19 protein-coding genes are annotated in these 16,423 nt (G+C 31.8%); 15 read left to right on the top strand and 4 right to left on the bottom strand.

From position 1 onward, the window contains the following. Nucleotides 1-4: 4 nt before the first annotated feature. The 13 genes from CSW08_RS04990 (at nt 5) to CSW08_RS18450 (ending at nt 10,334) form a co-directional block, all read left to right on the top strand. Nucleotides 5-1,789, top strand: a complete 1,785-nt coding sequence (locus CSW08_RS04990) for a CHASE3 domain-containing protein (RefSeq protein ID WP_106658812.1) — start codon at nt 5-7, stop codon at nt 1,787-1,789. Nucleotides 1,790-2,068: 279 nt separating this feature from the next. Further along, complete coding sequence (locus tag CSW08_RS04985; RefSeq protein WP_106658811.1) at nt 2,069-2,647, top strand: hypothetical protein; 579 nt, start codon at nt 2,069-2,071, stop codon at nt 2,645-2,647. Between the two features lie 18 nt (nt 2,648-2,665). Further along, the gene (locus CSW08_RS04980) at nt 2,666-3,088 is read left to right on the top strand and encodes a hypothetical protein (RefSeq protein WP_157831425.1); all 423 of its coding nucleotides are present in this window, start codon (nt 2,666-2,668) and stop codon (nt 3,086-3,088) included. 25 nt (nt 3,089-3,113) lie between these two features. Beyond that, the gene (locus tag CSW08_RS18070; RefSeq protein WP_157805323.1) at nt 3,114-3,269 is read left to right on the top strand and encodes a lmo0937 family membrane protein; all 156 of its coding nucleotides are present in this window, start codon (nt 3,114-3,116) and stop codon (nt 3,267-3,269) included. 45 nt (nt 3,270-3,314) lie between these two features. Next, nucleotides 3,315-3,581, top strand: a complete 267-nt coding sequence (locus CSW08_RS04975; RefSeq protein ID WP_106658809.1) for a YtxH domain-containing protein — start codon at nt 3,315-3,317, stop codon at nt 3,579-3,581. 31 nt (nt 3,582-3,612) lie between these two features. Continuing rightward, on the top strand, nt 3,613-4,005 hold the full coding sequence (locus CSW08_RS04970; protein WP_106658808.1) for a hypothetical protein: 393 nt from the start codon (nt 3,613-3,615) through the stop codon (nt 4,003-4,005). Then, nucleotides 3,992-4,324: a hypothetical protein gene (locus CSW08_RS04965; RefSeq protein ID WP_106658807.1), complete on the top strand. Its 333-nt coding sequence runs from the start codon at nt 3,992-3,994 to the stop codon at nt 4,322-4,324. Before CSW08_RS04970 ends, CSW08_RS04965 begins: the two co-directional genes overlap by 14 nt. Nucleotides 4,325-4,328: 4 nt before the next feature. Next, nucleotides 4,329-4,994: a hypothetical protein gene (locus CSW08_RS04960; protein WP_106658806.1), complete on the top strand. Its 666-nt coding sequence runs from the start codon at nt 4,329-4,331 to the stop codon at nt 4,992-4,994. 74 nt (nt 4,995-5,068) lie between these two features. After that, a complete protein-coding gene (locus tag CSW08_RS04955) occupies nt 5,069-5,230 on the top strand; it encodes a DUF1328 domain-containing protein (RefSeq protein ID WP_106658805.1) in 162 nt (53 codons plus the stop codon). A gap of 40 nt (nt 5,231-5,270) precedes the next feature. Further along, on the top strand, nt 5,271-5,441 hold the full coding sequence (locus CSW08_RS18230; protein ID WP_203226849.1) for a hypothetical protein: 171 nt from the start codon (nt 5,271-5,273) through the stop codon (nt 5,439-5,441). A gap of 254 nt (nt 5,442-5,695) precedes the next feature. Continuing rightward, a complete protein-coding gene (locus tag CSW08_RS04950; RefSeq protein ID WP_106658804.1) occupies nt 5,696-6,256 on the top strand; it encodes a helix-turn-helix domain-containing protein in 561 nt (186 codons plus the stop codon). Nucleotides 6,257-6,556: 300 nt separating this feature from the next. Next, the gene (locus CSW08_RS04945) at nt 6,557-8,290 is read left to right on the top strand and encodes an Ig-like domain-containing protein (protein ID WP_106658803.1); all 1,734 of its coding nucleotides are present in this window, start codon (nt 6,557-6,559) and stop codon (nt 8,288-8,290) included. Between the two features lie 13 nt (nt 8,291-8,303). Next, complete coding sequence (locus tag CSW08_RS18450; protein ID WP_106658802.1) at nt 8,304-10,334, top strand: outer membrane beta-barrel protein; 2,031 nt, start codon at nt 8,304-8,306, stop codon at nt 10,332-10,334. A 124-nt stretch (nt 10,335-10,458) separates the two neighbouring features. Here CSW08_RS18450 and CSW08_RS04935 read toward each other — a convergent pair whose 3' ends face one another. From CSW08_RS04935 to CSW08_RS04920, 4 genes are read right to left on the bottom strand one after another with little or no spacing between them, the layout of a single operon-like run. Beyond that, nucleotides 10,459-11,067, bottom strand: coding sequence for a DUF1989 domain-containing protein (locus CSW08_RS04935; RefSeq protein WP_106658801.1), 609 nt, complete (start codon nt 11,065-11,067; stop codon nt 10,459-10,461). After that, complete coding sequence (gene gntA, locus CSW08_RS04930; protein ID WP_106658800.1) at nt 11,064-11,732, bottom strand: guanitoxin biosynthesis heme-dependent pre-guanitoxin N-hydroxylase GntA; 669 nt, start codon at nt 11,730-11,732, stop codon at nt 11,064-11,066. The genes CSW08_RS04935 and gntA overlap by 4 nt, the downstream gene beginning before the upstream one ends. Nucleotides 11,733-11,776: 44 nt before the next feature. Further along, complete coding sequence (locus CSW08_RS04925; RefSeq protein ID WP_106658799.1) at nt 11,777-12,328, bottom strand: DUF421 domain-containing protein; 552 nt, start codon at nt 12,326-12,328, stop codon at nt 11,777-11,779. 40 nt (nt 12,329-12,368) lie between these two features. Further along, nucleotides 12,369-12,524 (bottom strand): YqaE/Pmp3 family membrane protein, encoded by a 156-nt coding sequence (locus CSW08_RS04920; RefSeq protein WP_106658798.1) that lies wholly within the window; start codon nt 12,522-12,524, stop codon nt 12,369-12,371. Between the two features lie 731 nt (nt 12,525-13,255). Here CSW08_RS04920 and CSW08_RS04915 point away from each other — a divergent pair. Both CSW08_RS04915 and CSW08_RS04910 read left to right on the top strand, forming a co-directional pair. Then, on the top strand, nt 13,256-14,539 hold the full coding sequence (locus tag CSW08_RS04915) for a tyrosine-type recombinase/integrase (protein WP_106658797.1): 1,284 nt from the start codon (nt 13,256-13,258) through the stop codon (nt 14,537-14,539). A gap of 165 nt (nt 14,540-14,704) precedes the next feature. Beyond that, nucleotides 14,705-16,330, top strand: coding sequence for a hypothetical protein (locus tag CSW08_RS04910; RefSeq protein WP_106658796.1), 1,626 nt, complete (start codon nt 14,705-14,707; stop codon nt 16,328-16,330). The last annotated feature ends 93 nt before the right edge of the window (nt 16,331-16,423 follow it).

The following is a 16,423-nucleotide window of genomic DNA, read 5'->3' as shown; positions in this document are numbered from 1 at the left end:
AATTATGCCCACTAGAATACTAAATAAATCTTGGTTAATAAAAAGCATTTTCTTTATATCTGCTTTTGTAATTCTAGTAATTGGTGGCACAACCTATAAAAAAATAGAAGATTTATCTCAATCTTCAGCTTTATTGACCAAAACCTACAAAACAAACGTTGAGTTAGAAAAAATATTTTCTCATTTAAAAGATGCCGAAACTGGACAACAAGGATTTATAATAACAAACGATCCTATATACCTTGAGCCATACCACACTGGAAGAGAAAATATTAATTACAGTTTTGCCGAGTTAAAAGTGCTAGGAAGCGACAATACAACCTTGCAAAACAATCTTAAAGAGCTTAATATTCTGATAGATAAACGTATGGAGTATTTTGAAAAAGCCTTTAGGTTTTCATCAGTCGGCAATTATGAGGATCAAAATTTCAATGAAAATTTCTCTAATGGAAAAAAATTGATGGATACTATCAGGGTCAAAATTAAAGGAATGATAGATTCTGAAAACCAATTGTTAAATAAAAGACAGCAAACATACGATTCTGATTTAAAGCTTACGCCCATGTTTTTATACATGGTCTTGTTATTATCTTTAGTACTCATGTTTCTAACTTATAGTAAAATTATTAGTGACTTAAAGAAAATAAAATCGGCGAATGAGCAATTAGAAATTTTTAAGGAATCTACAGAACAATCTGAAATTATTGGCAAACAAGGCAACTGGATTTGGGATATAGAAGAAAGTACCTTTATCTATTCTGATAATTTATATAGATTATTGGGGGAAGAACCTCAATCTTTTAAACCAACATTAGATAATTTTTTGAATTTTGTACATCCTGAAGATTTGGAGAAATTTAGGAAGGATATTGATAGAATGATGACGTATGCCGACCTCTCTTTTATACATTATAGAATTGTTCAAAAAAATGGGGCTACAAAACACTTTAAAGCTTGCGCAAAATTACATAAAAACGTTGATGGCAAAAAACAACTGTTAGGAATTACCACTGATATTACTGACGAAATTGAACATTTTAAAACTCTAGAAGAACGTAATTTAGAACTAGAGCGAAATAATAAAGAACTCTCGGCATTTAACTATGTTGCCAGCCATGATTTACAAGAACCATTAAGAAAAATACAGACATTTCTGTCCAGATTTGAAGATAAAGAAGCCAGTAAATTATCCGACTCAGGCGTATTATATGTGGATCGAATAAAAAATGCAGCCACTAGAATGCGGATGTTAATTGATGATTTATTGCAATTTTCAAGAACAAACAAAGCAGACAAAGCATTTGAAGTCGCTGATATAAATACATTATTAGAAAATGCAAAATTAGATCTAGCAGAATCGATAACCGATGAAAATGCCATTATTGCATCAAACCATATTCCGTCCATTAAAGTCATTCCTTTTCAAATACAGCAACTGTTTTCAAACTTAATAACTAATTCGTTAAAATATAAATCAAATGACAGAACCCCAGAAATACGTATTACTTATAGTAAAGTAATAGCTTCAGAAGAACCAAGAATACTAAGGCCTAAAAAACCATATTATCATAAAATTAAGTTTTCAGATAATGGTATTGGTTTTGATAATAAATATGCCGAAAACATTTTTGTGCTTTTTAACCGTCTTCATAATAAGCATGAATATTCTGGTACAGGCATAGGGTTATCTATTTGTAAAAAAATAGTTGAAAACCACCAAGGTTTTATTTTCGCAAATGGCAAACCTAATATTGGTGCCACATTTACTATTTACCTTCCCTTTTTATAAATTTTCCATTTTTTAATACAATAAGACCTTACAAGTGCTTTTGATAGGTTAATTCATATGTATTCTTTTTAGTGTTAAATACAAATGTTGGAATATTGTAACCATACTCCATAATACTGTAACATAAAAAGTAGCAGGCCATCGCATATTTGTATTAAACTTATTCAATAAAGCATCAAATTAAAAGAAATGTAAATTCTATAAGCATTGTAAAAAATATTATAACACAAAAAGCATCATTCCATTGCATATTTGTAATGCAGTGTAAAGGAAGAAGAAATGAAATTTAGAAACATGGTAAAACTGATATTGATGTCGGTATTTGCAACTCTCACATTAATTTCTTGTAATTACATTTTAGAAAATGACAAAGATGAGAATGACATTGTAAGTGACATTCAAACTAGAATAAACATATACAAAAAAGAGGCTGAGTTATTGCTTAGTGTTTCAAAAAACAATTTGGATATTCTAGAATTATGTGAGGCCATAGAGTATGTTGATACCCTCGATAATGTGGCCCATTTAACTGAAAGATTGGAACAAACGCACATTGAAATATCTAATAATTACAAAAAACTTGCAGAAGATAAACTTATTTCAATTCCAAACTATATAAACATAAGCAATGAATTTGAATTGAAAAATGTTGATGATAATGAATTTATAGAAAAAAAATTAAAAATAATCTTAAATAAGATAAAAACACAAATACGGTTGCTAGAAACTTTAGGAAAAACAACGAATAATGTAGAATTTAAAGTATTAGCAGTTAGAGATACTCATGAATTAATATCCAATACAAACAAAATTGAATCTGCTTTAAATAAATTAAACCAAGAAGCTCAAGATATATAAATACTAAAAATTAACGTCATGAAAAATTCAATTATTGCAACTGGTATAGCGGCATCGAGGATGTTATACTCAAACCAAATGAATGCAGCAACAAAAAAAAATGATATGGAGGCAGAGGATAAAGTTATACAGGTATATAAATGGAGTATAGAAACAGAACTGGGATCGTTTACAGGAACCTGTTTGAGTATGGATGGTGTAAATGAAGAAATAACATTGCTAACAAACAATGCTAAAATTCTTAAAAAGAATATTATCCCGATGTCTTTAATCAATGAAGATTTAGGAAATAAGGTTTACACCTGGAATATAATAACCAATTCTGGTCAGGCCTCTGGTGTATCGGTAAATTTAGAAGAAGCTATCAGGGTGGTAAATTCATTTGGAAGTACCGAGGAGGTAAAATCCAATATAGACGAATCATTTAAAATATTAAAATAATAATTAACCAATAAAACACAATATTATGAGAAGTTTATTATACATCATCGCAGTCATCCTAATAATTGGTTGGGCATTCGGAGTTTTTGTTTACAGCGCAACCGGACTAATACACATTCTATTAGTTATAGCAGTAATCGCCATTTTATTAAGATTAATAGGTGGTGGTAGAGGAATTTAATAATTAAAATAAATTAATAACAATTAACAATTAAAATTAAAAAAAATGAAAACAAGTAACACAATATTAGGCCTGTTAGCAGGTGTAGCAGTAGGAGCAACTTTAGGCGTTTTATTCGCCCCAGACAAAGGTGAAGCTACCAGAAGAAAAATCTCGGAAAAAAGCAAACAAGCTAAAGACAAAGTAAAAGAAGGTTTTAACGACTTTTTAGATACCGTTTCAGATAAATATAGCTCTCTTAAAGAAAACGGTGAAGAATTCTTGAATAAAGAAAAAGAAACAATAAAAGATAATATGAAAAAAACCTATTAAATAATCAAAAGAACCTATTAAACAATAATAAATGGAAACCACAGCCAAACATATAGAATTGCTTTATGATAAAGTTAAAGAATATACCGAAACTAGTTTAGAGCTATATAAATTGAATGCTATAGATGTAACAGCAGATGTTGTTTCGTCTTTAGTATCAAGAATAGCAATAGCTTTGGTGTTTTCTTTATTTACCCTTTTTGTAAACATTGCCATTAGTTTATTAATAGGCAATTTACTTGGGGCTTATTACCTAGGCTTTTTAATTGTCTCTGGTTTCTATTTAGTTATTACCATCATTTTCTATTTTTTCAATGATAGGTTAATTAAAGCACCCATCACAGATCTGGTAATTGAAAAATTACTAAAATCAAGAAAACCTGAATTTATAGAATCCAATACTGAAGAAAATGAAGAATTATAGTAATCAAAGTCAGCTTTTGGATGCAAAAATTACAGCTCTAGAAAACAAACAAAAAATAAAAACTAGGGAGTTAAAAGGACAATTAGACCTTACCTATAAAGAATTAAGACCTTCTAGATTATTAAATAGAGTCTTAAACGATATTAAAGAAGAACCCCAACTTAAAGGCAATATCCTAGAATCAGCACTCAGTTTAGTAGGAGGCTATTTATCAAAAAAAATATTAGTAGGCAAAACAAATTCCATATTCACAAATTTGTTTGGTTACGGCGTACAATACCTTGCAACAAAAATAATTTCAAAAAAAATCAAACATTAAAATTATGAAAACAATAAAGTTAACAATCGGAATCTGCTTATTTGCCTTATTATTTGCATCATGTAAAGATGAAAAAGCAGAAATAGCCAAACAAAACGTAGAAGAATACACAAGTTATGTGGATTCTATAGCAACTCTAGAATATGCCGAAGCCTATTCTAATTGGGAAAGTATTGAAGATGGGTATAACAACCATAAATCTATGGCAAGCGTGGACATAGATGATAACGAAGAAAGAGTTGTCTTGTTAGAAAATGTGGATAATGCCACATTAAAATATGAGACTTATAAAACCAATCTAATTGCTGAAAAAGAAAAAGAAGACATCCGTACTAGCAAAAGTAATTTTAGGAAAACGCTTTTGGGAGCAAATTATGATGATAGTGGTGACATGGCTTTTGAATGGATCAATAAAGACAACATACTAAGCGTTTATGAAACATTTGTTAATACTGTACAAACCAATAAAGACTCTTATTCTAGAGAAGATTGGGATGAAATTAAACTATTGTATGAAGCTATTGATACTAGAAAAAATACTGTAGAAAACGAAGGTCTTACAAGCTCTGATAACAGAAAAATTGCTGGACTTAAATTAAAGTTTGCACCCATGTATACTGTTAATAGAATGGGAGCAAAATCGGCTGAAAATGCTGAAGCAAAAGAATAATACCGCGTTATCGCAATTTATATAGCCAACAAAAAAATAATTAAACTTAATAATTAACCCTTAAAATAAAAATTATGTTAAAGTGGACTATAATATTCATAATTATTGCAATCATTGCTGGAGTATTAGGCTTTGGTGGTGTAGCAGGAACTTCAGCAGGAATAGCTAAAATACTATTCTTCGTGTTTATTGTCTTATTCATTTTATCACTTGTAAAAGGTGGTTTTAAAAGATAAGAACCAATAAAAGAAAATCGATAACCTTAAAAATTAAAACATGAAAAAATTAGCATATATATTTATAATTGTTCTATCCATGACGGCCTTTAATAGCTGTAGAGAAAAAACAACTGGAGAAAAAGTAGAAGATAGCGTTGAAGAAGCAATAGATGATACTGGAGACGCGATTGATGATGCTGCTGATGAAATAGAAGATGCCGTCGATTAACGATTACGAACATTTTTAAAAACAAAAAACCACAAAATATTTTGTGGTTTTTTATAATATATTATCTGTATATTTATATTCAATTAAATGAACTAAAAGCCAACCCAAACCTACAATTATAAAAAGAATTTATTTTATAGAACTTCTTCTCTTTTAAAACCAATTACTTTAAAAAAAGTCACCTGTAAAATCTAGGCTAATCTAGATTTAATTTAAAAAATTTATTTATTATCAGCTTTCGTTAAATGTACTGAATGAAATTATACATTAAATATATGGTTAGCAATCGTTGCAAAATGATTGTGAAAGAGAAGTTAAAAAACCTCGGATTAAATTATGTAACAGTAGATCTGGGTGAAGTGGATATTCTGGAGGAGATATCCAACACGCAGCGCGACCAACTAAAATATTTGTTATTGAAATCTGGGCTTTTATTAATGGATGATAAACGAGCCATGCTCATTGAAAAAATAAAAAATGTAATCATTACAATGATTCATCATGAAGATGAACTTCCGAAAATTAAATTCTCCAATTACCTAAGTGAAAAACTAAATTATAATTATACATATCTCGCTAATATTTTTTCCGAAAACCAAGGAATCACCATTGAACAATTCATTCTCCTCCATAAAATTGAAAGGGTCAAAGAACTGATTATCTATGATGAGTTAAACCTTACTGAAATTTCCCATAAACTTAATTACAGTAGTGTAGGTGCTCTTTCCAATCAATTCAAAAAAATAACGGGACTCACACCTAGTTTTTATAAACACCTGAAAGAAAAACGTAAAAAAAACATTGAAGACCTTTAAAATCTTTAATTCATATAGTAATCAAGACAGTCTTGTGTTTTTTTACTATTTTCCTTTTCCCACCTCTTTGTTCCATTCAAAATAATCGCGTTTCGTTATTATCAACCAACATAAAATAATGAAAATAGAACACCATCTATATAACAACTCTTTATAACATTTTCCATCACAATATGTATGAATGTTGTAATTAATACTTTTAATTTTATAACACTTTTACTGTTATAAGAAATCACCTTTGCCCCATAAACCCCAAGTGTATCCCGTTCCCTCCGGATTGCTTTTAAACCCTACAAATACATGAAAACATTTAGACCCTTGTCAATTTTTACATTAATAATGCTTGTGCTTTTTTCGGCCTGCGAAAAAGACAGCTTCATAGAAACCATTGGGATATGCCCCTTGGTAATAGCAACTAACCCTGATAATAACGATACTAATGTACCACTTTCCCAGGTTATAACAGTGACCTTTAATGAGGAAATGAACCCTGCAACCATAACGGACATAACGGAGGCATCTATTATTATTGAGTCGGGATCAGCGATTGCAGGTACTATAACGTATAGTGGCTTTACTGCAACCTTTACGCCTGCAGCTCCACTGGAAAGAAGTACTACCTACACCGGAAGGGTAAAAACTTCCGTTAAGGATCTTAATGGTAATGCCCTACAGGAAGAGTATGTTTGGACATTCAGTACTGGCATAACAGTATCGCCAATGGTTATCTCAACTAATCCCGAAGACGAGGAAACAGATGTTGTAGTAAATAAAACCATCACAGCAACATTTAGCCAGCCAATGGATCCGCTCACCATAGATGAAACAAGTTTTATTTTAATGGACGGTTCTACAGCTATATCTGGAGTAGTGACCTATAATAATTTTACCGCTACTTTTACCCCTACCGTAAATCTTGAGGCAAATACGCTATATACTGTAACAATAACTACAGATGCCACTAATGCTACAGGCATCCCCTTAGAAAACAATTACGAGTGGAGTTTTACCACAGGAACCTTATTAGCACCTATGGTAACTTCCACAGATCCTGAGGACGATGAAATAGATGTTGCACTAGACAAAACAATCACGGCCACATTTAGCGAGCCAATGGATTTGGCTACCATAGATGAAACCACGTTCACTTTACAGGAAGGGACAAATTCTGTGACTGGTACAGTAAGTTACAACGCTTTAACAGCTTCTTTCTTTCCTTCAGTTGATCTTTTGCCAGGTACTTTATACAAGGCTACCATAACAACGGGAGCCACCAATGTAGCAGGTATTCCGTTGGCAAATAATCATGAATGGGAATTTACTACAGCTGGAACGCCCTTTAATCCAACAATTGCTTTAGGCTCTGTAGCACGATTTGGAATAATCTCGGGAGTAGCGGTAAGCAATAATGCAGGAGCAAGTGAAATACATGATTTGGATATTGGTATATATCCCGGTGCTAGATCATCAATAACAGGCTTTTTTGAAGTAGATGGTGGACCAGGACTTATATTCAATGGTGATTTTTATGCCGCTGATGATGCAGACCCAGTACCTGCTATGTTATTACAAGCTAAAGATGACCTTACTGCAGCCTATCTTGCAGCAGAGGGAGCAACTTCACCTGCACCGGCTACTGTAGCAGGAGATTTAGGTGGTCAAACACTGCCTCCTGGTATTTACAAATCAAATTCAACATTATTGATACAAAATGGAAACCTAACTCTTGATGGGCAAGGTGATCCAAATGCCGAATGGATTTTCCAGATTGCAAGTGATTTTACAACAGTGGGAGGAGCACCATATCCATCTCCAGCAGGTGGTAACGTTATCCTAATAGGCGGTGCACAGGCAAAGAATATTATTTGGCAAGTTGGAAGTTCAGCTGTAATTGGGGATTACACGTCATTTAAAGGTAATGTTCTTGCATTGACGTCAGTTACCATGAATGCTTATTCACAAGCTGTTGGAAGAATGCTTTGCAGCAATGGAGCAGTTACCCTGACTAGTACAAACTTTATTTACAGACCTTAAATCTACCTAGAACATGAAAACAAAATATAATAAAAATAAGGGATCAGGCAAAGCCTGGTCCACTTATACAACAAATATAAAAAGTGTCATTTTATTCGCTTTTATAATAGCAGTTATACAAGCGCCACTTCAGGCACAAGAACAAGACACATTTTCCAAACCATCATGGTGGTTTGGTGTTGCAACAGGAGCCAATTTCAACTTCTATCAGGGAAGTACACAGCAATTAAATGCTGACCTAACTGTACCTAAAGCGTTTGGTGATGGTTCTGGTGTAGGACTATTTCTTGCTCCATCTATTGAATACTATCGCCCTGGTTCTTTATGGGGTATGATGTTGCAGTTTGGCTTAGACAGTCGAAAAGGGGAATTTGACGAAACATTGTCTGTATGTAATTGCCCAATGGACCTGTCAACTAACCTCAGCTACTTAACGATTGAGCCAAGTATACGCTTTGCTCCTTTTAGAAATGATTTTTATTTATATGCAGGCCCACGTTTCGCCTTCAATATGGATAAAGCGTTTACCTATCAGTTGCATCCAAACCCAGCTTTCCCTGAACAGGTAATGTTACCAGAAGAAACAGGCGATTTTAGTGAGGTGAAAAACACTCTTATATCCATGCAAATTGGTGCCGGATATGACATCCCGCTTTCATCCCAAAACAACAAAACGCAATTTGTACTTTCTCCTTTTGTTGCATTCCACCCCTATTTTGGTCAGTCTCCAAGATCTACAGAAACTTGGAATATCACAACCATCAGGGCCGGTGCTATTCTTAAGTTTGGAGTAGGCAAAAATACAACTGTTGAAGAAGAGGATGTAAAAGTTGCAGATCCAAAAGTTAATTTTACAGTTAATGCTCCGGAAAATATTCCTTCAGAGCGTACTGTAGTAGAAACGTTTCCAGTAATTAATTATGTATTCTTCGATTTAGGTTCTACAGAGATACCTAACCGTTATGTATTATTGAAAAAAGAAGATGTTAAGAATTTTAAAGAAGAAAATGTTCAATTATTCACACCTGCTAATCTTTCGGGACGTTCTGAAAGGCAAATGGTTGTATATTATAATATATTGAATATACTTGGTGACCGTATGGTAAAAAATCCTAACACCAATATTAAACTGGTTGGTTCTTCTGAAAAAGGAGTTGATGATGCAAAAACAATGGCTGAATCCGTAAAACGTTATTTAACCGAGGTTTTCGCTATGGCTGGTTCCAGAATAACTACTGAAGGTCGCAATAAACCAAAAATCCCATCAGAACAACCGGGTGCCACTGAAGAACTTGAATTGCTACGTCAGGGAGACCGAAGGGTTTCGATTGAAAGTAATTCACCTGCATTGTTAATAGAGTTCCATAGTGGCCCAGATGCCCCGTTGAAACCTGTAAAAATTGTAAACGTACAGGAAGCACCTGTAGAAAGTTATGTTACTTTTAATAATGAAGGTGGTGCAGATGCTTTTACATCTTGGACATTGGAAATAGAAGATGATAAGGGTAAAAAACAAAGTTTTGGCCCTTATACACAAGATGTAGTTACCATTCCAGGAAAAACAATCATGGGCACACGGCCTGAAGGTGTTTACAACGTGAAAATGACAGGAATTACAAAAGAAGGCTTAACTGTAGTAAAAGAAACCTCAACCAAAATGGTTCTTTGGACGCCTTCCAAAAATGAAGAAGCCATGCGTTTTAGCGTGCCTTACAACTTCAATGATTCTAAATCAATAACTATGTATAACACCTATCTTACTGAAGTGGTGACACCAAAGATACCAACGGGCGGAAAAGTAATTATACACGGCCATACAGATGTGATAGGTGATGCCGCTTACAACCAAAAATTATCTGTAGCACGCGCAAATGATGTGCAAGCTATTATCAAGGAAGCCTTGGCAAAAACAGGCAGAACAGATGTGACTTTTGAAGTGCATGGATTTGGTGAAGACCCAAACCTGTCACAGTTTAATAACAAGCAACCTGAGGAACGTTTTTACAATAGAACGGTCATAATCGACATCATTCCCCGTAAATAAATTATAAATCGATTAATGAGCAAAGGGCTGTCTAAATTTAGACAGCCCTTTGCTTATTATATTAAAACCGCATTTAAAAGGTTTGTGGTTTTCAAATATGTCGTCAATTACTTTAGTTTTGGAATTATATATGTTTGTCAAAAGATGCATTAGTGACAAGAAAATGGATAGGTTTAAATGTTCCACCATTACTGTCTTCAGCAGAGCAAGCCGTTAAACCCACTATGAGATCCATTTCGGCTTTAAACCTAATTAAATCCCCTGGCTTCGACGTTGGAGGTAACACTTTAAGCTGACCCGTTGTGTCAAAATGTACATTCATAAAAATGTTAAAAGCTGTTGGAATACCATCCAATTCAATGCCATAACCGATCAAATTTTTATTTAAATTTTCCAAGCAACTTGGGTGATAGCCAGGATTGTTATACATGATTTTGAATGTTTCCGGACTGCATGGGGCTAACAGAAAATCATTCCTTCCGTTACTATCTTCCATAATTTCCATCATTTTTTGTGAACGATTGCTCCATAAAAAATGTCCTTTAGTTAATAATATCGTTTCTTCAAAGTCCATGGTTTTTCCAGAGGATATTTTTTCTTTTATATCATCACGATTAAAAAGCACCATATCGCTTACTTGTTGACCAAGCGGATCGATAACAGTAAGTATATCGCCTTTATTCATTTCAAAGGCTGCACCAGATTGCGGTGCTATAATATGTAATGCACTCATACATTTTTATTTTTAGGTTTAAAAGGGCATTCCCACTGATGACCCACTGCCCTTCCACTATATTGTTTGGTCTCTGTATCTGAACCAAAATCACGTAATACAGGGTTAATACTTCCCTGTAATTTCTTATCGCGTCTACGTATTCTTTTTTTAACACTTTGATAGGTCCCCATTTCCCTCAATTTTTCAAATTGCCAATGTAAATTAAAAACGACGGTACAATAAGGCGCTTTCCTTGCTATTCTTGAACTTTCTGGATGCATGCCCACTACATAAAAAGCTTTTCCCTTAATACTGAAACTGAAATTCGACTCATTTGGGTTTTGACTTACATTGCAATCCCAAACTACATCATCATGATTATGAAGCCTTTGTAAAAATATCCATAGGGCATTTTCAAACTGAATTTCTGATTTAAAGGTATTATTTTTAAAACAAATCATTAAAGACTCAAAGTGATTAGACTCAAAATCATATTGATTTAAATAGTTTTCTATATCCAAAAGAATGGGAGTTATAACCTTATCAGATGTCATATCCTCATAAATTTTTATATGATAATTATCCATAGCAAAAACCGTATTTGCCATGATACAAGGATGTTTTTGTTTAATAATAAAATTTCGATATTCAAGTTCAATTCTATCTGGCTTCTGTGGAGTCATAAAATGATTATTTAATGATAATTAATTTTTAAAATCGATGCCTATTATTGTTGTACATCTTTCATAATCCAATCATCAATAGCATTATCATTATCTTTATGTATTACTACCAAATCGCCAGTAGTTTCAAAAACAACAGCTTTCACCTCAGAAAGTTTGGTAACATTGGACGCACGCAGTTTAGATCGCAAATCACCTTCTGTGACTCGAACTGCTTTCATATTGTCCCTTAACATGACTTCACCATCCATTAACAATGTAGGCTGATTGTCTGTGATTTGTCTGAACCATTTATAACGTCTTAAAAATGCGGCAGTTAACTGAAGGGCATACACCGCAAATAGGCCTACAGCACCTTCCAAAAGGGTAACCGAACTTGATAATATGGTAGTGGCTATCATAGAACCTACTGCAACAGTCATGGCAAAATCAAAGCTTGACATCTTTGAAAAGCTTCTCTTTCCAAATAGTCTGGTATATAGAATGACGGCAATATATATGCCCACACTGGACAACAATATTAGTGGCAAAGTATTTTCAGTTATCTCAAAAAGATCGTTCCACGTCTGGGAATAAGTATTATTTATAGCTATCATAGTAATGAAATATGGATGTTGAATAATTATGGGTTACACATTACTTTCCATTGACCCAAAAAGCGTAAATCATACCTGGAATCCATCCAATTATAGTAAGTATAATGCTAATGAGCAATTCTTTGCCTGTTCCATGTTTGAGATAAACCGCGAATGGAGGTAAAATGATGTTAAGTATAATGATATGTAAAGGCATTGTATATAAATTTTAAATTAAAAAAGCTTCTGGCCACGTATCGTTGCCAGAAGCTTTTTGCAGAAAAAAAATCGATTATTTTTTCTTAGAAGGATTCGCTGACTTTTGATTAGTAGGCGATTTTTTTGGAGAATCTTTTTTATCCTCTTTTTTATCCTCTTTTTTTTGGGTTTCTTTTTTGTCTTTAGCGCTCATAATCCTCTTATTTAAGTTTATCAAATAAAATTAGATATAACAAACCGGATAAAAGTGCGCAGAAAAAGAAAATAAGAACGCTATCAATTAATTATTACTTGAGTAGTTAATGGCGTATTCAGATTCTTGGTTGGATAAGTTTGGAATCACGTTTAAACAATATATTATATTTCAATTTTTGTCCCATTCATATTTTGTGGGACAAGCAGTGGGACAAAATCCGAGTAATTGAACGCCGAATACATAATAATCCTATTTTAGTGAAACCATTGAAAACACAAAGGCGAACCCGTATTACCGCTGTGGTTAGCAGTAATGCGTTTCGCCTTATTTTTTGTTTTAGTGACCTCGACTGTTTAGTTTTTTAATCAGTTTTCCAATTAAAACTCAGCGTTTCTGACGTTTTTCCACACTTTTTTACAACAATTTTTAATGATAAATGGTCATGAATGGACATATGTGGTCAAAAATGTGGTCATATATTTTTTTCATTTTCAGTGACTGTTATAACTTTTAAAAAGTAAAAAACTGAAAAAATGAGAACAAATTTTAAACTTAGAAATGGAGCAAAAGTAAACACAATTTTAATTGATTTAAGATACGGAAGAAACATAAGAGTTCGATGTACAACAGCATTAATTATTAAAAAAGGTTCAGAAAAATATTGGAATGCTAAAAGGTGCAGAATTAAACAACCAAATGACATTTATAATGCCGATGAAATTAATAAAAAACTTAAAAATTATGAATCTGACATCGAAGAGATAATTGAAAATTTAGAAAATAAAAATATCTTAACTCAATTTAATTGTGATGAAGCTATTAAGAAACTTTTAAACCCAAATGTCCAAAGTGAAATTGAGACAGATATAAGTAAATCAAATAATGTTCTAACATACTTCGATTGGTATCTAACTTTTTATGCAAGCAAAATATCTCCACATTCTAAAAAGCCCTTAACATCAGGTACAATTAAAACTTACAGAAACTGCAAAGTGTATTTTGAAAAGTATCTAAAATCAAAAAAAATTAAAGATTTTTATTTTGAAAATTTCGATAAAGAATTTTATTATGATTTTATAGATTACGGTTACTCCAATGGATATACAAGAAATTATGTTGGTTCTATGATACAAAAACTAAAAACGATAATTAGTTCTGCATATGATAATGGAAACCATAAGAATATAGAATTTAAGCAACGTTATTTTTCAAAACTTACGGAGGAAATTAACCATCCTTACCTAAATGATAAAGAACTTGATTCTATCTATTCACTTGAATTAAATGACCCATATCTTAATGATGTTAGAGATGTTTTTTTAATAGCCTGTAATACTGGATTAAGAGTTGGAGATTTAACAACTTTTCTAAAAGAACCCAAATTGATTAACTTAAAAGGTAGGGATTACATATTTTTAAAACAACAAAAAACAGGAAATGAGGTTTATATTCCACTAAATAGTATGGTTCAAAATATTCTCAAAAAGCGAGATAACTATTTCCCTCCTTACATCCATCAAAATCTTCTGAATGAGGAAATAAAGCGAATTTTAAAAAGAGCCAAAATAACAGATGATTTTACAATAATAAGAACAGTAAAAGGAATAAAAGAAAGAGAGATTAAGCCCAAATATAAATTAATCAGTATGCATAGCGCAAGAAGAAGCTTTTGCACAAATGCATATAATCAAGGAATGCCTCCTCACCACATAATGATTATTTCTGGACACAAATCCGAAAAGGTATTTTACAATTATATTAAAGCAACAGTTCAAGAAAAAGCAACGCAAGTAGCAGAGCATAGCTTTTTTAAATAAATTAATTTTCTTACAATCTATTTTTTTTGTAATTTTATAAACTTATCCTAATAAATTAATTTTTTACATTTTACTTTTTTGAGTTAATAAAAATTTATCATTATAAAATATGGAATCATATTTCGCAAAATATTAGCATTTAAACCAACCAAAAACCAATATACTATGAAAACCAAATGCTTATTATTATTATTATTATTATTTATCAGTTTATTTTCAATTCAACTTCAAGCACAAACTTTTTCGAAATCAATTAATAACAAAATAGTTACCGATTCAAAAGTTACTTTAACTGATAACAATACACATTCTCTAAATCAGAATTATATTATTGAAGCCTCAAAGTCGGATTCCAATTACTTTGATGTCATTCTTAAATCAGATAATAATCAAGAAGAAACTTTTAGGATTCATCCTTTGTCTATTGATCTTTTTTCTGCAAAATTTAAAAATTCATTTTTAAAGTTGGCTGCAAAAGCTGAGGGAAAATCTATAAAGAATACATCAACTTTTAATGAACTACAAATATCTTATCTATTTGCACAACTTGTTACTTTTGAAAGAACAGAAGATGAACGACCAGTGGTTGCAAATATCACTTTAAAACAAGATATTCCTGTTAAAATAATGATTACAGACTCCACATTTGAAGTTAAGACTATTGATGAAGCAAAACTTGAACTCACATTCTTTAATGGTTATATTGAAAAAGTCGAATTAGAAACAGAGTTATATGGTACTAAAGTTAGATTTACAAATACATATTCCATTGGAATTTCTTCATCAAACGGAATAAAGAATTTTACAAAAAATAACATTCTAAGTTTTTACAAATATAAATTTGACAAATCTAAATTAACACGAGATTACTATGGATATTACTTAACTATTAATTTTGCGGATATTATAGATTATGACAGAGAAATTGACATAAATGCTAACGATATTAGTCCAGAACCGACCAAATTAGTCTTGGACGAAACCCAAAAAACAACAAAACTTTATAAAGAACAATCTACAAAGCTATTTGAAGCTATTGTTTACTCAGATTTTTTAGGGGTATTCGATGAAGAAAATCCTAATGGAATAATACAAACAGAAATAGCTAAAAAATTCTATATAAATACACATCGATATGAAATTACTCCAAAAGGTAGATTCTTAGGACTTTTATTTCCACCTATCGCATTTTCTGAAGGGTATGGTTGGTTTGAATATGTTAATTTAAGTGCGATGTTGTCGAAAATTGAAGAAAACAATAAATTCCTACAGCCAAGTACAATTAGTACTGTAGATTATTTCTCTCCAATTAATATTATGCAACATCAATCTTTCTCCATAGGATTAGATATTAACCTCCTATATTTAGAAAACCAAAACAAAAAAATTAATACTAATTTTGACTTTGGAGTAAGATTTGGAAGGAGCGGTTTGCAAATTGATGAAAGCACACAAGAATTTTTTAATAGTATTACCACAACTATAGAATTAGGTTTTCAATTTATACCAGAAAAACGTTATGGGCTTTTGATAAGTGAAAAACTAATGCATTTTCAAGTGTATAACGATGATAATTTTAATGTTATGTCTCTCAAAAATGGAGAACTTGTATCACCTGAAAACTTGTTTAATAAAACCCAGTTTGAATTTTTTGTAAATACTTCAACAACAGGCAAACTCTTTATAAGGTACAACCTTATTACTGAATTAGCAGATTGGGATAATAATTATTCACAATTTCAATTTGGCTATTCATTTTATTTACTTAAACAGAACGGAAAGTCAAAATAAGAAAAAAGCTCGTCTTGATAAATTTATTATCAGTTTTAAACCTAAAAGTTTGTAGGTTAGTATTTTATGGTTAATAGTTTAATTAATTTGGAG

The organism is Confluentibacter flavum (assembly GCF_002843175.1).
Classification (GTDB): domain Bacteria; phylum Bacteroidota; class Bacteroidia; order Flavobacteriales; family Flavobacteriaceae; genus Confluentibacter; species Confluentibacter flavum.
Note: the sequence above shows the minus strand (reverse complement) of the source record. Positions and strands in the feature narration are given on the sequence as shown.

Excerpts from the sequence above, each read along its gene's own strand:
- CSW08_RS04990 (WP_106658812.1), top strand. The coding sequence starts at position 5 with ATGCCCACTAGAATACTAAATAAATCTTGGTTAATAAAAAGCATTTTC.
- CSW08_RS04985 (WP_106658811.1), top strand. The coding sequence starts at position 2,069 with ATGAAATTTAGAAACATGGTAAAACTGATATTGATGTCGGTATTTGCA.
- CSW08_RS04980 (WP_157831425.1), top strand. The coding sequence starts at position 2,666 with ATGAAAAATTCAATTATTGCAACTGGTATAGCGGCATCGAGGATGTTA.
- CSW08_RS18070 (WP_157805323.1), top strand. The coding sequence starts at position 3,114 with ATGAGAAGTTTATTATACATCATCGCAGTCATCCTAATAATTGGTTGG.
- CSW08_RS04975 (WP_106658809.1), top strand. The coding sequence starts at position 3,315 with ATGAAAACAAGTAACACAATATTAGGCCTGTTAGCAGGTGTAGCAGTA.
- CSW08_RS04970 (WP_106658808.1), top strand. The coding sequence starts at position 3,613 with ATGGAAACCACAGCCAAACATATAGAATTGCTTTATGATAAAGTTAAA.
- CSW08_RS04965 (WP_106658807.1), top strand. The coding sequence starts at position 3,992 with ATGAAGAATTATAGTAATCAAAGTCAGCTTTTGGATGCAAAAATTACA.
- CSW08_RS04960 (WP_106658806.1), top strand. The coding sequence starts at position 4,329 with ATGAAAACAATAAAGTTAACAATCGGAATCTGCTTATTTGCCTTATTA.
- CSW08_RS04955 (WP_106658805.1), top strand. The coding sequence starts at position 5,069 with ATGTTAAAGTGGACTATAATATTCATAATTATTGCAATCATTGCTGGA.
- CSW08_RS18230 (WP_203226849.1), top strand. The coding sequence starts at position 5,271 with ATGAAAAAATTAGCATATATATTTATAATTGTTCTATCCATGACGGCC.
- CSW08_RS04950 (WP_106658804.1), top strand. The coding sequence starts at position 5,696 with ATGAAATTATACATTAAATATATGGTTAGCAATCGTTGCAAAATGATT.
- CSW08_RS04945 (WP_106658803.1), top strand. The coding sequence starts at position 6,557 with ATGAAAACATTTAGACCCTTGTCAATTTTTACATTAATAATGCTTGTG.
- CSW08_RS18450 (WP_106658802.1), top strand. The coding sequence starts at position 8,304 with ATGAAAACAAAATATAATAAAAATAAGGGATCAGGCAAAGCCTGGTCC.
- CSW08_RS04935 (WP_106658801.1), bottom strand. The coding sequence starts at position 11,067 with ATGAGTGCATTACATATTATAGCACCGCAATCTGGTGCAGCCTTTGAA.
- gntA (WP_106658800.1), bottom strand. The coding sequence starts at position 11,732 with ATGACTCCACAGAAGCCAGATAGAATTGAACTTGAATATCGAAATTTT.
- CSW08_RS04925 (WP_106658799.1), bottom strand. The coding sequence starts at position 12,328 with ATGATAGCTATAAATAATACTTATTCCCAGACGTGGAACGATCTTTTT.
- CSW08_RS04920 (WP_106658798.1), bottom strand. The coding sequence starts at position 12,524 with ATGCCTTTACATATCATTATACTTAACATCATTTTACCTCCATTCGCG.
- CSW08_RS04915 (WP_106658797.1), top strand. The coding sequence starts at position 13,256 with ATGAGAACAAATTTTAAACTTAGAAATGGAGCAAAAGTAAACACAATT.
- CSW08_RS04910 (WP_106658796.1), top strand. The coding sequence starts at position 14,705 with ATGAAAACCAAATGCTTATTATTATTATTATTATTATTTATCAGTTTA.